The 15,404-nt window shown below is 45.6% G+C and carries 12 protein-coding genes; 8 read left to right on the plus strand and 4 right to left on the minus strand.

Annotation, left to right across the window (positions count from 1 at the left end):
• Positions 1 to 179 precede the first annotated feature (179 nt).
• The 5 genes from gcvT (at position 180) to JMX92_RS03185 (ending at position 6,871) form a co-directional block, all read left to right on the plus strand.
• Complete coding sequence (gcvT, locus tag JMX92_RS03165) at positions 180 to 1,325, plus strand: glycine cleavage system aminomethyltransferase GcvT (protein WP_011960939.1); 1,146 nt, start codon at positions 180 to 182, stop codon at positions 1,323 to 1,325.
• Between the two features lie 230 nt (positions 1,326 to 1,555).
• Complete coding sequence (gene gcvH, locus JMX92_RS03170) at positions 1,556 to 1,936, plus strand: glycine cleavage system protein GcvH (protein ID WP_011960940.1); 381 nt, start codon at positions 1,556 to 1,558, stop codon at positions 1,934 to 1,936.
• A 189-nt stretch (positions 1,937 to 2,125) separates the two neighbouring features.
• Complete coding sequence (locus tag JMX92_RS03175) at positions 2,126 to 2,923, plus strand: nitroreductase family protein (RefSeq protein WP_110816807.1); 798 nt, start codon at positions 2,126 to 2,128, stop codon at positions 2,921 to 2,923.
• 108 nt (positions 2,924 to 3,031) lie between these two features.
• Complete coding sequence (gene gcvP, locus JMX92_RS03180; RefSeq protein WP_155587065.1) at positions 3,032 to 5,935, plus strand: aminomethyl-transferring glycine dehydrogenase; 2,904 nt, start codon at positions 3,032 to 3,034, stop codon at positions 5,933 to 5,935.
• Between the two features lie 186 nt (positions 5,936 to 6,121).
• The gene (locus tag JMX92_RS03185) at positions 6,122 to 6,871 is read left to right on the plus strand and encodes an alpha/beta hydrolase (protein ID WP_227675245.1); all 750 of its coding nucleotides are present in this window, start codon (positions 6,122 to 6,124) and stop codon (positions 6,869 to 6,871) included.
• Here the strand turns inward: JMX92_RS03185 and JMX92_RS03190 are convergent.
• From JMX92_RS03190 to JMX92_RS03205, 4 genes are all read right to left on the minus strand, one after another.
• Positions 6,868 to 8,163 (minus strand): ribonuclease D, encoded by a 1,296-nt coding sequence (locus tag JMX92_RS03190; protein WP_201543869.1) that lies wholly within the window; start codon positions 8,161 to 8,163, stop codon positions 6,868 to 6,870. The two genes, JMX92_RS03185 and JMX92_RS03190, sit on opposite strands and share 4 nt — an antisense overlap.
• Before the next feature lie 59 nt (positions 8,164 to 8,222).
• Positions 8,223 to 8,810, minus strand: a complete 588-nt coding sequence (gene recR, locus JMX92_RS03195; RefSeq protein ID WP_011960945.1) for a recombination mediator RecR — start codon at positions 8,808 to 8,810, stop codon at positions 8,223 to 8,225.
• Between the two features lie 193 nt (positions 8,811 to 9,003).
• On the minus strand, positions 9,004 to 9,336 hold the full coding sequence (locus tag JMX92_RS03200; RefSeq protein WP_011960946.1) for a YbaB/EbfC family nucleoid-associated protein: 333 nt from the start codon (positions 9,334 to 9,336) through the stop codon (positions 9,004 to 9,006).
• Between the two features lie 211 nt (positions 9,337 to 9,547).
• The gene (locus JMX92_RS03205; RefSeq protein WP_265089764.1) at positions 9,548 to 10,852 is read right to left on the minus strand and encodes an O-succinylhomoserine sulfhydrylase; all 1,305 of its coding nucleotides are present in this window, start codon (positions 10,850 to 10,852) and stop codon (positions 9,548 to 9,550) included.
• Positions 10,853 to 11,027: 175 nt separating this feature from the next.
• Here JMX92_RS03205 and JMX92_RS03210 point away from each other — a divergent pair, with 175 nt between their 5' ends.
• The 3 genes from JMX92_RS03210 to JMX92_RS03220 all read left to right on the plus strand — a co-directional run bounded on the left by JMX92_RS03210 (position 11,028) and on the right by JMX92_RS03220 (position 15,384).
• Entirely contained in the window at positions 11,028 to 11,957 is a 930-nt protein-coding gene (locus JMX92_RS03210; RefSeq protein ID WP_201543870.1) for an NAD(P)-dependent oxidoreductase, read from the plus strand.
• Positions 11,958 to 12,355: 398 nt separating this feature from the next.
• On the plus strand, positions 12,356 to 13,987 hold the full coding sequence (locus tag JMX92_RS03215) for a phospholipase D family protein (RefSeq protein WP_201543916.1): 1,632 nt from the start codon (positions 12,356 to 12,358) through the stop codon (positions 13,985 to 13,987).
• Between the two features lie 143 nt (positions 13,988 to 14,130).
• Complete coding sequence (locus JMX92_RS03220) at positions 14,131 to 15,384, plus strand: MFS transporter (RefSeq protein WP_227675250.1); 1,254 nt, start codon at positions 14,131 to 14,133, stop codon at positions 15,382 to 15,384.
• The last annotated feature ends 20 nt before the right edge of the window (positions 15,385 to 15,404 follow it).

Raw genomic sequence — 15,404 nt, forward strand, 5'->3', positions numbered from 1 at the left:
CTCGGCGACTTATTTGCCTTTTTTTATGCCATTTTTATGCCATTTTTAGGCCTTTTATTTTTGGCTTTCATTTTTATTAATGATTTTTTTGATGATTTGCTATCCGCATCATTTACGATACAGTAGTTATTCACTTAAGTTTTATTAACTGCTTTTATTACTAACCATAAGGATTTGTCATGACCACCTTACAACGTACCCCTTTTTATCAGTCGCATTTAGACAATAACGGTAAGATTGTTGATTTTTCTGGCTGGGAGCTGCCCATCCATTACGGATCTCAAATTGATGAGCATGAAGCAGTCCGTACCGATGCCGGTATGTTTGATGTGTCACATATGGTGATTACTGATGTTGAAGGCGCTCAGGCAAAAGCTTGGCTACAAAAGCTGTTGGCAAATGACGTGGCCAAACTAAAGACTGTCGGCAAAGCGCTGTACTCTGGCATGCTAAACGCAGACGGCGGTGTTATTGACGATTTGATTGTCTATTTGATCAACGAAGATGAGACCCAATACCGTATTATCTCAAACGCCGCTACCCGTGATAAAGACTTGGCTCAGTTTAATAAAGTGGCCGAAGATTTCGATGTGCGTCTAACAGAACGTCCTGAATTGGCCATCTTAGCCGTTCAAGGTCCAAAAGCTGTGGCCAAATTAAAACGAGCCAAACCTGCTTGGGCGGATACTTTAGATGCTCTTAAACCTTTTGTTGGTGCAGATTTAACCGATATCGAGGGCAATGACTGGTTTGTGGCGCGTACCGGCTATACCGGTGAAGATGGTGTTGAGGTTATTTTGCATGGTGATCACGCCTCTGACTTTTACAAGTTATTATTAGAGCATGAAATCAAGCCAGCTGGTCTGGGCGCACGAGATACCTTGCGTATGGAAGCTGGCATGAACTTATACGGCCATGACATGGACGATACAGTGAGCCCTTATGAGTGCAACATGGGCTGGACCTTGGCATTAAAAGATGACCGTGATTTTGTGGGCCGTGAAGCTTTAGTTGCCAAGCGCAAGCAGTCACAAGAAGAAGGTAGCGCCATGAAGCAGGTGGGCTTATTGCTTGAGACCCGCGGCGTACTGCGTGAAGGCATGAGCGTTACCATCAATCAAGGCACAGATAAAGAAAGTAGCGGTATTATCACCAGCGGTACTTTCTCGCCTACCCTAAAACAATCTATCGCCATCGCACGTGTTCCAGAGTCAGTCACCGATGAAGACACGGTACAAGTCGATTTACGCGGCAAGGGTAAATTTGTCGATGTCCGTGTGTTAAAGCTGCCCTTTGTGCGTAATGGCGCTAAGCAATTTGACTAATAGCCATTTATTGCTCTGCTAGCCAAGCTGTGCACTGATTTAAGGCCTATTTTCGACCAAATTTCTATCGCATTTTTATTTTTTTGGTAATCGAAAATAGGCGCTAATAAACCCTGCAATTGTTTGCTATAGTAAGAGCGAATTTGCCCCAGTAGCGGATTTATTTAACCTTTTAATTCAACTACTTAATATTTTATTATTGTTTGATTTTTTAACCCCAGGAGAAAAACATGAGTAATGTTCCATCAGAGCTAAAGTACGTTGCCAGCCATGAGTGGCTACGTTTGGAAGACGACGGTACCGTGACCGTTGGTATCACTGACCACGCTCAAGAAGCCCTTGGCGATATCGTTTATGTTGAGCTACCAGACGTCGGTGACACTGTGGCCGTTGACGACGAAGTGGCTGTCGTTGAGTCTGTAAAAGCCGCCTCTGACGTTTATGCCCCGCTTACTGGTGAAGTTGTGGCGATTAACGAAGCGCTTGAAGATGATCCTGAAGTTATCAATACCGACCCATACGGTGAAGGTTGGATGTATCGTATCAAGCCTGACAATGCTGATGACTTTGAGTCATTATTATCGGCTGAAGAGTACCAAGCTGAACTATAAGTAACGCTTTATTGTCCATCAGTGTGTTAGATCAGCATTGCCTCTGACATGAGGTAATGCTGAGTTTTAAGACTTATTTTATAGTGCTTAAAATATAGAGTCTTAAGCTAAGTCTCTAAATTTAAAGAGATGAAACTGGGGAAACCTTATCAGTTGTCCCCCCTTATGATTTGCAAAGGATATGCTGGTATGAACAACGACAACAGTCACCAAGACAGTAATGCGAACGCTGCTAACCTTGAGACGGCGAATAATGAGCAGGTGCTCAGCCCAAAAGCCCCTTATCTGGAAGCTTTTAAAAACGTGGTGGAGTCGCGTCGCTCGGTAAGAAGATTTACTGACACGCCCATTTCAGATGACGTGCTACGTGACTGCTTGCGATTGGCCATGCTCGCCCCGAACTCAAGCAACTTACAGCCTTGGGAGTTTTATGTCATTAACACGCCAAAGAAGCGTGCTAAGGCCAATAAAATTTGTATGAACCAAAACGGTGCCAGAACCGCAAATCGACTTATTGCTGTGGTGGCAAGAACCGACACTTGGCGCGACAACGCCAAACAAAATATTCGCAAGTTCCCAGATGGCGCTGCGCCAAAAAAGGTGCGTGATTATTACGAAAGAATTGTTCCATTAGATTTTTTGCGTGGACCAGCTGGCATTATTTCGATTGCCAAGTGGGGCATGACAAAGGCCGTTCGTCAATTTAAAGGACCTGTTAAATCGCCTTATTATACCTATGAAGACATCAAAAACTGGGCGATGTATAACACGGCTCTTGCTGCAGAAAACTTGATTTTAGCCTTACGTGCTCACGGCTTTGACAGCTGTGCTATGGGTGGCTTTGATGAGCCTGCCCTAAAAAAACTGCTCAAACTTGGCAATCACCATCATGTGGTTATGATGATTGGTGCCGGAGAGCGTGCTGATAATGGTATATACCACAGTCAGTTCCGTTTCGATTACGATCAATTCGTCAAAGAAGTTTAACCTATTTTTTTATCCTACTTTTATTACCGCCTCATCACTCCCTACGTTAGCGGATTGGTGATTTAATCAAGCTCAATTTTGACCTTCAACTTGATACAAAGGACAACCATGACTTCAGCAAATTCAACCACTACCAGTAATGGCTTATCTTTTGATGGGCTGTTTGATGAAGCCCGTTTTGTCGCTAGACACTTAGGTTCAGGCGCCAACGACCAAGCCGAAATGCTAAAAGCAGTCGGTTATGAGGATATGGACAGTTTTATCGCTGATACCGTGCCAGAAGCTGTGCGTATGAACCGCGAATTAGACCTACCTAAGGCCATGAGCGAGCACAATGCCTTAGCCAAATTGCGTGCTATGGCAGACGATATCACCGTCAACAAAAGCTATATCGGCCAAGGCTATTCTCCTGTGCGTATGCCTGCGGTCATTCAGCGCAACGTACTAGAAAATCCAGGCTGGTACACAGCTTACACCCCTTATCAAGCTGAAATCTCACAAGGTCGTCTAGAAGCACTGCTAAACTTCCAACAAGTCTGTATCGATTTGACAGGTCTTGAGATGGCCGGCGCCTCTTTATTAGATGAAGCAACAGCTGCCGCTGAAGGTATGGCCATGGCCAAGCGAGTCAGCAAAAGCAAATCAAACCAATTCTTCGTTGATGAGCGCGTATATCCGCAGACCCTAGATGTTATCAAAACCCGTGCTAAGTACTTCGGCTGGGACGTTGTGGTCGGTGATTTTGAAACTGCCAAATCTGGCGACTTCTTCGGTGCCCTATTCCAGTATGTGGGTAAAGAAGGCGACGTGGTAGATTTAACTGAGGTTATTGCTGCGGTTAAACAGAACAAAACGTATGCGCTTGTGGTCAGCGATATCATGAGCTTGGTACTGCTAAAATCACCCGCTGCTATGGGCGCCGATGTGGCTTTGGGTAGTACGCAGCGTTTTGGTATTCCTATGGGCTTTGGTGGTCCACATGCGGCCTACTTTGCCTTCACAGATAAAGCCAAACGATCAGCGCCAGGCCGTATTATCGGGGTATCAAAAGATGCCCAAGGCAATACAGCGCTACGTATGGCGCTACAAACTCGTGAGCAGCACATTCGCCGCGAAAAAGCCAACTCAAACATCTGTACCTCTCAGGTGCTATTGGCCAACTTGGCTGGTATGTATGCCGTTTATCATGGCCCTGAAGGCCTAAAGCGCATTGCCACTCGCATCCATGCTATGGCAACTGCCTTTAGCGATGCCATTAAAGCGGCTGGCGATGAGCTAAAAGTGGTTCATGATCAAATCTTTGATACGGTATTGATCGATTGCGGCTCAGAAAAACTGGCCACTCAAATCTATGAGAACGCTGAAAACCTAGGTTATAACTTATGGCGTGAAGGCGACAGCAAATTGTCGGTGTCTTTCTCTGAAACCAGTAATGCAGCAGACTTTGAAACTTTAACTCAGCTGTTCACCAACAAAGCAGAAGCCTTACCTAGCGATGCTCGTGTCTCTTTAGATTCAGCGGTATTGCGTACCGATGCTATTTTGACTCACCCTGTGTTTAATTCGCATCACACCGAACATGAAATGCTACGCTACTTAAAAAAACTTGAAGACAAAGACTTGGCCATGAACCGTAGCATGATTTCGCTTGGCAGCTGTACCATGAAGCTCAATGCCACCAGCGAAATGTTACCCATCACTTGGAATGAGTTTGCCAATGTGCATCCTTTCGCCCCTCGTGACCAAGTTACCGGTTACATCGCTATGATTGAAAGCCTGCAAGAGCAGTTAAAAGCCATCACCGGCTTTGATGATATCTCTATGCAGCCAAACTCAGGCGCCTCTGGTGAGTACGCAGGTCTATTGGCCATCCGCCGTTACCATGAATCATTGGGTCAAACTGAGCGTGATGTGTGTTTAATCCCTAAATCTGCCCATGGCACCAACCCTGCGACTGCTCAAATGATGGGCATGAAAGTTGTGGTAGTAGATACCGACGAAAACGGTAACGTCGATGTGGATGACCTAAAGGCGAAGTGTGAAGCGCACAGTGCAAACTTGGGTGCCTTGATGATCACTTATCCCTCAACGCATGGGGTGTTTGAAGCGGGTATCCGTGATATCTGTAGCTTAATTCACAGCCATGGCGGTCAAGTGTATATGGACGGCGCCAACATGAACGCTCAGGTGGGCATTATGCAGCCAGCTGAAGTGGGCGCGGATGTGCTACACATGAACCTACACAAAACCTTCTGTATCCCTCATGGCGGCGGCGGTCCAGGCATGGGTCCTATTGGCATGAAGTCGCATCTTGCACCTTTTAAAGCCAACCACAGCGTAACCCCTGTGTTTAATGCACCAAAAGACACCACGGCGGTCTCTGCAGCCCCTTATGGATCAGCAAGTATCTTACCTATCTCATGGATGTATATCACCATGATGGGCCGTGATGGTCTACTGTCAGCCACTAAGACTGCGCTGCTTAACGCCAACTACGTGGCCAGTCAGTTAAAAGACGATTACCCTGTGTTATATACTGGCAAAAACGGCCGTGTGGCGCACGAGTGTATTATTGATATTCGCCCGCTCAAAGAAGAAACCGGCATCACTGAAGCAGACATTGCCAAGCGTCTTATGGACTACGGCTTCCATGCGCCTACCATGAGCTTCCCTGTGGCTGGCACCTTGATGATTGAGCCTACTGAGTCTGAAGCTAAGCATGAGCTTGACCGCTTTATTGCTGCGCTAAAATCTATCAAGCAAGAAGCCATGAAAGTAAAAGCGGGCACAGACGGCTGGACGTTAGAGGACAACCCTCTGGTCAATGCACCGCACACTGCCTTTGTGATTACTGGTGCTGAGTGGTCACACCCATACAGCCGTGATACCGCAGCCTTCCCATTAGACTATATCCGTGAGCACAAATTCTGGCCATCTGTGGGCCGTATTGATGATGTGTATGGCGATAAAAACCTAATGTGTAGCTGCCCAAGTATCGAAAATTATATGTAGGTAGGATGTAGCAGACAGCTTAGATGGGCATGTAAGCCTTTAATAAGCTAAGCTGCTATTGATCACGCTGCTATTACTTAATGAGTAACAACAAAAAAACCTTCAGGTCCAAGACTTGAAGGTTTTTTTGTATGCAGTGTATTATGATAAGACTCACTCATGAGATTATATTAACGAGCTTACCTTATGTTAAAGCTACCCCTGCCTAATATTGTGCCTCTAAAAAAACCTGATAAACCTCATAAACCATCCCATAAACTGATGACCCATGGCGACTCAGATCGTCCTTTTGTGGTGTTAATCCATGGACTGCATCAAAAAGACTGGATTATGACGCCATTGGCCAAGCAGTTACAAAACCGTAGTTTTGCCACCCATCAGCATAATTATCACAGCCTGCGTGAGCGTATTGATCAGCACAGTAAACGCTTAAATCAGTGGCTCACTGAGCATCACAATCCTGCCATCGCCATCCATTTGGTCGGACACAGCTTAGGCGGCTTGGTCATTCGAGATTTTGTGGCGCGTTATCCACACTGGAAAATTGGCCGCTGCGTTACCTTAGGCACACCACATAATGGCAGTACCACCGCCAAATACATGAGTACATTGGCGGTGCCTTTGGTGGGACACTCATTTAAAAATGCATTAGATGGCCAAAGTGCCCCTTGGCCTAAAAGCATAAGCTTAGGCGTGATAGCCGGCGATGCCCCTTATGGCTTAGGGCAACTGGTGCTAAATTATCACAACCAAAAGGTTAACTTATCACAGCCGCAATCTGCCCACGATGGCACCGTTTATGTGTTTGAGACCCAGCTTAATGAGGCAACAGATCATATTATTATGCCCGTCTCACACACCGGTATGCTCATTAACCCAAAAGTAGCTGAGCAAACGGCCTACTTCTTAGACCATGGTTATTTTAAACGCCGCTAGTCATCCTCTTGCATGCTCATACCCGCTTTTAGTGCTTCTTTGTGCGACGTGATAAGTGGAATTAAGGTGCTCATCACCCATTCATTGCGCCAACCTTTTAGACCCTCAGGCAGCTGCTCAAGTGGTAAGTCATAGGCCACAATTTCATATAAGCTTGACAGCCATTTTTTGCGCATCAGCACATTGGCAGGCACGCCAGTCTGTTCCTCATATTGCTTAATCACCTGATCGACCGCTTTTGAGACACTCTTATCTTTAGAGCGGTAGGGTGGAAAAATCCGTGGTGGCTGCTCCTCTGGGCTTAGCGCCTTGGCTTGATTAATCACTTGGATCAGCTCATCACCATATAAGCGTACGATACTGCGGTGCATGGTGGTCTTTTGAGTCAGCTGCTTAATACTGGTTGGCATCTCTACCACCAAATCACGTACGGCTTGTTTTTTTAGCACAAAAGTCTTGGGCTGATTGGTCGCTCGAGCCAATGCCTCGCGCCAGCTAGATACTGCTTGTAATACCGCCAACTGCTCTGGGGTATAGCGAAAATCTGCCATAGCCAGATAAGTGGCGTCATCTTCGATATTGGCCGATTCATACAACTCTTTGGCATACAACTGACAGTCCTCAACCACTTTATCAGTTAAGCCCTGCTTGCTCAGTTGCTGCTGCAATATATCGTATAAATTGAGCAAATAACGCACATCATCAATGGCATAATTTTCTTGCTCATGGCTCAATGGACGTGCCAGCCAATCTGATTGGCTCTCTGCTTTTTCGACATGCACATCAAGCTCTTGGCTCAGTGCTTGCTGATACCCCATCTGTAGCTGTCCGGTTAGATAAGACAAAGCAATTTGAGTATCAAACACATTGGTGAGCGCAGGGCTTTCTGATAGCAGATAAAAAATACCCAGATCCTCACCGCAAGCATGCCAAATCATCAATGGCATCTCTTCTAATACCACCCAAAACTCCGTCAAATCAAGCTTCGGTGCATCAATCAAATAGATGGCTTTACCGGTATTAATCTGCACCAGCGCTAGAATAGGAAAGTAAGTATTGCGCTTAATGAATTCGGTATCTAGTGCCACCCGATCGCAGGTCTCTAAATCATCTAAACAGGCCTCTAGGGCATCAAAATCTGCCACCCAGTGCACAGGCAAATCTGCTGACGCTTGTCTCTCACGTGCAATAGCCTCAGGATCTAGTAGCTTGCTGCTGTCATAAATAGAGGCAATTTTTTTGTCTGTAGATTGCGCTTTTGCTGCGGTTGTCTCGGATGCTACCTGTGTCATTGGGGTCTTCTTAAAAATTGGCGAAAAAGTTAAACAAATAAAATCACAAAATATAAAGGCTAAGAGCGGTTTTGTAGCGCTTGCGATAAGGTCATACTGTCTAAATACTCAAGCTCACCGCCCATAGGAATACCTTGTGCTATACGCGTGACCTTACCCACATGGCGACGCACAGCTTCAGCGATAAAATGCGCGGTGGTCTGCCCCTCTACGGTGGTACTGGTGGCTAGGATAATCTCATCAACCGGTGCGGTTTTGACTCGGTTAACCAGCTGATCTATATTGAGGTCATCGGCATTAATACCATCTAATGGCGATAAATGCCCCCCTAGCACAAAATAGCGACCTCTATAGCCTGCTGCTTGCTCGATGGCCATGACATCAGCGGCGGTCTCCACCACACACAGCACGCTATCATCACGTCTAGGATCAACGCAGATAGGACAGATGTCATCATCACTAAAAGAATGGCATTGACGACATTCAATGATTTCGTGCATGGCGATATCTAGCGCCTGCGCCAAAGCTGAGCCTTGCCCTCTTCTACCATTTAGCAGATGCAGCGCCATACGTTGGGCGGTCTTTTGACCCACACCTGGCAGCACACGCAGCTGCTTAACCAAATTATCAAATTTTTCGGTTAACAATCAATCACCTTTTTTACTTGTGTCAATGAATCTATAAAATCAGCCAAGCACCTTAAATTCAGCGCCCTAGATTAAGCACCCTATTTTAGGGTCGCTCAACAATAGCGTTAAAAAATAGCGTTAAAACAAAAATGGGGGGTAATTGACTCATTACCACCCCATTTTAGCTTTTAATCAGTCAATTAAAACGCCATTAACCAAATAGGCCTTGCATGCCTGGAGGTAGCCCCATGCCACTGGTGGCCTTGGCTAAAGTCGTCTCTGACAATTCGTCAGCTTTGGTGACAGCAGCATTAATGGCAGCAGCGATTAAATCTTCGATTAAATCTGGCTCATCTTCTAATAAGCTTGGATCAATAGAAAGACGTTTTACCACATGGCGACCGGTCATGGTCACTTTTACCAAGCCATTGCCGGCTTCAGCTTGAACTTCTTTATCCGCCAGCTCTTTTTTTGCTTTTTCTACGTTGGCTTCCACTTGCTTTTGCATGGCTTGCGCTTGCTGCATAAGTGCTTGAATATTCATATTTACCTCTAATAAGTAATCACAATGTATCGAATTTTGTGCTAGGTATCAGTCACTGTTTTATTGTTTTTAACAGCCCTAAGTCACCATTAGTCTCATTATACTGATAACTGAACAGACTGTCTAAGGGGTTATGTTTTAAGCTTGTGACTTGGCTTATTTACCTTGTTTTTAGGCTGCAGATGTCTTTATAGGACAAACACCGTCAAACTTAGCTCAGACTGTCCAATCCGCGTGCTAAGTCTTTGATAATATCATCGACATCTTCAAGGCCCACAGACAGTCGAATTAATGAGTCAGTGACGCCCGCCTCAGCTCTTGCCTCAGCCGAAATCCTAAAGTGGGTGGTAGTGGCCGGATGGGTCACTGTGGTTTTGGCATCGCCCAAGTTGTTGGTAATAGACACCATGCGCGTGCTATCAATAACATGCCACGCGGCAGATTGAGCGGTATGTGCCCCTACCGCCTTCACCTCAAAGCCCATAATGGCACCAAAGCAATTGGCGCGGTGATGCTGCTTGACCGCTAATTCATGCATAGGATGACTGGTTAATCCTGAAAAATGCACTTTTTCTACATGGGGATGCGACTGCAAGAAGGCGGCAACCTTATTGGCATTGTCACAATGTGCCTGCATGCGCAAATTCAAGGTTTCAAGACCTTTGATAAATACCCAAGCATTAAACGGGCTCATGCTAATCCCACCTGATCGTACCACAACGAAAGCCTGCTGCATTAGCTCATCGCTACCCACTAAAGCACCACCCAATACGCGGCCTTGCCCATCGATATACTTGGTGGCTGAATGAATCACCACATCGGCACCAAAATCCAAGGGCTTTTGAATGGCTGGAGTCGCAAAACAGTTATCAACCACAAACAGTGCGCCTTGAGCGTGAGCGATCTCACTAATGGCCTGTAAGTCGGCGATTTGACCCAAAGGATTGCTTGGGGTTTCACAAAATAGCAGGCGGGTATTGGGCTCAATGGCATCAGCCCAAGCTTGATTGTCAAAGCAGTCCACATAGGTGACGCTGACACCAAACTTACCCATAAAGTTATTAAACAGACCGACCGTTGAGCCAAACAGCTGCTTGGCTGCTACAATGTGATCCCCTTGCTTAAGATAAGCTAGGCACATGGTCAAGATTGCGCCCATACCAGAGGCTGTGGCCACCGCACGCTCACCACCCTCTAGTGCAGCCAATCGACGCTCAAAGGTACGTACTGTAGGATTGGTGTGGCGTGAATAGACATTACCGCTTTTGCTACCATTAAAGTGGGCGGCAGCATCAGCCGCTGACTCATATACATAAGAGCTGGTGGTGAAAATTGGCTCATTGTGCTCACCTTCATCGGTACGATGTTGACCGGCTCTGACTGCTATGGTCTGCATGCCATAGTCTTGGCTCAAATCAAGCGCATCGTTGTTCCAATTACTATCTAAATGAGGGCCTGACTTACTAGGGGTAGGCGCAGTTTTTGAGGGATCAAGGCTTAGATTATTATCAGTCATGGTGTTGTCAGTCCTAGTATTATCAGCTAAATTGGCCAGTAAACTTAAAAGAAATTAATTAAAATAAGGGCTTATTAAATAAGCTATTCTAGCAATATATGGATGATTTTTTAGTAACTTTAGTGTTCTAATGTAGTGTAACGCTATTCTTATTTTGGATATAAAGGATTTTGACATGAGCTCTACCCCTGATACGTTTGCGCCTCGCAGTGCTGCCCCTACCTCAGTAAGCTTCATCGGCCTAGGTGCTATGGGGCACCACATGGCCAAGCACTTAGTCGGTTCGTTTGATACGGTGATGGTCTATAATCGAAATTTTGACAAGGCCACTGCGCACGCCGCAGAGTTTGGCACCCAAGCCGTCAGCCTAGAGCAAGCGGTGAGCGCCGATGTCATTTTCTCCTGCCTGCCCACCAGTCAAGTAGTCGATGACCTTATTAAACAAGCCTTGCCACACCTTAACGCTGGCAGTGTGTGGGTAGACTGTACCAGCGGTGTACCTGAGAACGCCAAGGCCAGTCAGGCCAAGCTTAGTGCTGCGGGCTGTGAGTTTTTGGATGCGCCTGTCTCTGGCCAAACCTCAGGGGCTGACAGCGGTACGTTGACGGTGATGATCGGCGGCTCAGCCAAAGCGTTGGCTTATGCTAAGAGCGCCATCGACTGCTTTGCCGGTCTGATTGTCCATGTCGGTGACTCGGGGGCGGGTTTTGCGGTCAAAGCGGTCAATAATACCTTATTTGCCATTAATGCTTGGGCGGCTGTAGAAGGGTTATCGGTGTTAAAGGCGCATGGCGTCAACCCAAGTGATGCCTTAGCCTGCATCAATAAAGCCAGTGGTCAAAGTTTTGCCACTCTCGTCACTTTGCCAGACCGCATTGTTAATCAAACCTATCCTAAGACCTTTACCATCGACTTAATGGCCAAAGACTGCGGTATTGCCATTGATTTACAAACCGAAAAACAAGTGCCTACTCCGGTTATGGCGCAAGTAGCAAGCCTAGTGCGTGCCGCCAGCAATCAATATGAGCCTGGCTCTGCTGACTTTTCAGAGTTTGCTAAGTTTTATCAGCTGATGAGCGGCATTACTTTAAAAGATAACCATTAAAATCTTCTGCAATGCACTAAGCTGCGCTTTGTTGACCGTCACCTCAATAGGATGGATTGGCATTACATTCGTCCTATTGCTGTTTTATTCCTGTCTTGTTTTAGTAAACATTTAACATACTTTAAACCTTCCTAATTGGGTGTAAAATAGTTTAATTTTATGCCGCTTAATCTGCTGTCAGCTTTGGCTTCTTATTGCAGAGTGCTTTGAGGTCAGTTTTAGGTAAAGGTATCCTTATTTTGAGCGATTATTTGAATACTCAGCGTCCGCTAGCCAAGACATCCAGCCAGCCTGTGATCCACTCTTTTGAGTCCTTATTACTGGCCGACTCACGAATGTTAACCATCCCTCTACCCAACTTGAGTATCTATGGGCTAGCTAAGCTGCTGTGCGTGGCGATGTTAGCGGTATTGCTCAGCGCTTGTAATACCTTACCAAAACAGCCACATTTAAATCAAAGCATTCAATTAACCCAGCGCTTACAGGCTAATTACAATACACACTTACAGCCAGCCTTGCCCAGTAATGCGACCGCTGCCGAAATAGAGCTGGACAAAAAAGCACAATTGTCACGCGCAATTGACCAGCAAAGCGAAGCCCATCCGCATTTATCGGGTTACCACACCATCATCACAGGTGCCAACGCCTTTGCTGCCCGCAGTATTTTGACCGATAGAGCCAGCAAAAGTATCGATGTGCAGTACTATATCTGGCACAACGATCAAGCTGGCCAATTATTATTAAAAAAATTATGGCAAGCGGCAGATCGCGGCGTCATCGTGCGCTTTTTATTAGATGATTTTAATAACAATGCTGCGCTAGATAAGCACTTACTGCGCTTTGCCAGCCACCCTAATATCGCAGTCCGCTTAATCAATCCGCTCACCCATCGTAAGTTTCAGACCCTCAATTATTTAGTCAGTCTAAAGCGAATTAACCACCGCATGCACAATAAAAGCATGACCTTTGATCGCAAACTCAGTATCATTGGTGGCCGCAATGTGGGCAATGAGTACTTAAGTAATGATAAAAATACTCAGTTTGCGGATCTTGATGTGCTGTTAATAGGCAATGTGGTCGACGATGTGACACACAGCTTCGATCAGTATTGGGACTCAGGTTTGTCTTATGATATTGAGACCTTAGTAAAAGGCAAAGCTAACAAACCGATAAACTATGATAAACAAACCAGTTCCGAGCAGTTTTTCAGCAGTTTGGAGAAAATAAACCCACAGAACCCAGAGACAGCCGAAGAGGCGCTCAATGCTTATAATCGTGCCTTGGCCAACTCTACCATTGATACTGACTTAATAAATAAAAGAGTGCCTTTTCGCTGGGCTCCCATGACTTTTTTGAGTGATGATGTTGAAAAACTGGTTCAAAAAGCAGATCCTGAAAGCCATTTAGTAGTACAGCTTAGAGATCTGCTGGGCACGCCCACTAAGCAGCTGTCTATCGTTTCTTCGTACTTTGTGCCCACCAAAGATGGGGTAAATACTTTAATTGAGCTTGCTAAACAGGGCGTTAAGGTTAGAATACTCACCAACTCTTTTAATGCCACTGACGTTTCGGCAGTTCATGCCGGTTATGCTCAGTGGCGTGTGGCCCTATTAAGAGCGGGTATTGAAATCTATGAATTAAAGGCCACAGCGTCTGAAGAAGATAGAGAAAATAAGCTGTGGCGGGCTCGCTCTCAGTCATCTACGAGCCTACATGCCAAAGCTTTTGCTGTCGATGATCACAATGTGTTCATCGGCTCCTATAACGTCGACCCCAGATCAGCCAATATTAATACTGAGATGGGCGTGGTCATTGAAGATGATGCGTTGGCCAAAAAATTGCATGCTGCTATTAGTGACCAGTTATTATCGCAAGCTTACAAGGTCATCTTGACCCCAACCGGTCAACTGCAGTGGCAAACTTTGGAAAATACTGAGCTGGTTATTTATGAGCAAGAGCCGCACATAGACTTAATAGATTCATTATGGATTAATGTCATGTCCTCGATGCCCATTGACTGGCTGTTGTAAGTTTTATACCCCTTATTTGATTAGCAGACGCGTCCTATCCGTTACGCTTAGGATGCTCATTTTACTTTTAATCACTCGATACCTTTACTATGCCTTTTGTTGCCTTATCAGATTCCCAAAGCTCGGTGTCCCCAAAGCAATTAATGGTTATTTGCTTTGGTAATGCGGTCGCCTATTTTGATTTTCTAATCTATCTTTTTATGGCAGATATCATTAGCGCCACTTTTTTTCCGGCCAATGATGATCCGTTACTCGCCAAGCTACAAGCACTTACCATATTTATCGCCGGTTATTTAACTCGGCCCATTGGGGCGCTGCTGCTGGGCCGTTATGCCGATGTCAAAGGCCGCAAACCTGCGCTTTTAATCAGCACCTCATTTATTGCTGCGACGGCACTTATTACCGCTTGCCTGCCGACATACTCCCAAGTAGGCATTTTGGCACCCATCTTATTCTTTATCGCACGTATGTTTCAGGGCATGGCCTTTGGTGCGCACACCCCCTTAGGCTGGGTGTATATTGCTGAGCATGTAGACAAGCGTAATCTGGCCACTTACTTAAGCTTTGTTACCGCAAGCTTTATGCTTGGTGAGCTGGGCTCAAACTTATTATTTGAAGTAATTACCAACACCCATACGCCCACTGAGCTTATCGAAAGTGGTTGGCGTATTCCTTTTGTTTGGGGCGCTACGCTCAGCTTTGTGTCTTTGATGTTGTGGCACACTTTACCTGAGACGCCTATCTTTACCGCTCAAAAATGCAAACAGAAGTTTATGCCCAAAATATCTGAGATTGGGCCGTCATTTAAGCGCTTTAATGCCATTTTCTTAGCCTTAGTACTGACCTTTATTATCAGTAGCTTGACAATGGTTGTGGCCTTGCTATTACCGCAGCTAATTTCTATGAAGTTTAGTATTGATGAGTCTATGCTTAGCTTCTCAAATAATTTGGGCTTACTGTTTTTAATGATTGGTTGTATATTTTTTGGGTTAGTCGCAGATAAAAGCAGCACCGGTAAGGCTTTGATGATTGGCTCAATCGCCTTGACCTTGCAGGCTTTAGCCTTTTATTACCACTTAGAAAACGGCGGTGGTGCGTTTATCTTATTTATGTACGCCATTTTAGGGTTCTGTACGGGTATTATTAGCCTAGGCTCCGTCATCTTAGTACAGTTATTTCCTACTGAGGTTCGAGTCGCCGCCGTTTCGCTCACTTATAACTTTATGTATGCGATAGTGGGGGTATCCCTACCCTTTGGTTTGGTCTATGCCACCAACTTGGTCAGCATCTCGCCGGCGTTATACATTATCTTTGTGAGTATCGTCACCTTTATTATCGGGCTATATATTTACCGTTTGCCTAAGTTTAAGTCGCTCGATGCATCTATTAAGCTATAGCTAATATAAACACAAAAGCC

It is taken from the genome of Psychrobacter sp. H7-1 (assembly GCF_904846585.1).
Classification (GTDB): Bacteria; Pseudomonadota; Gammaproteobacteria; order Pseudomonadales; family Moraxellaceae; genus Psychrobacter; species Psychrobacter raelei.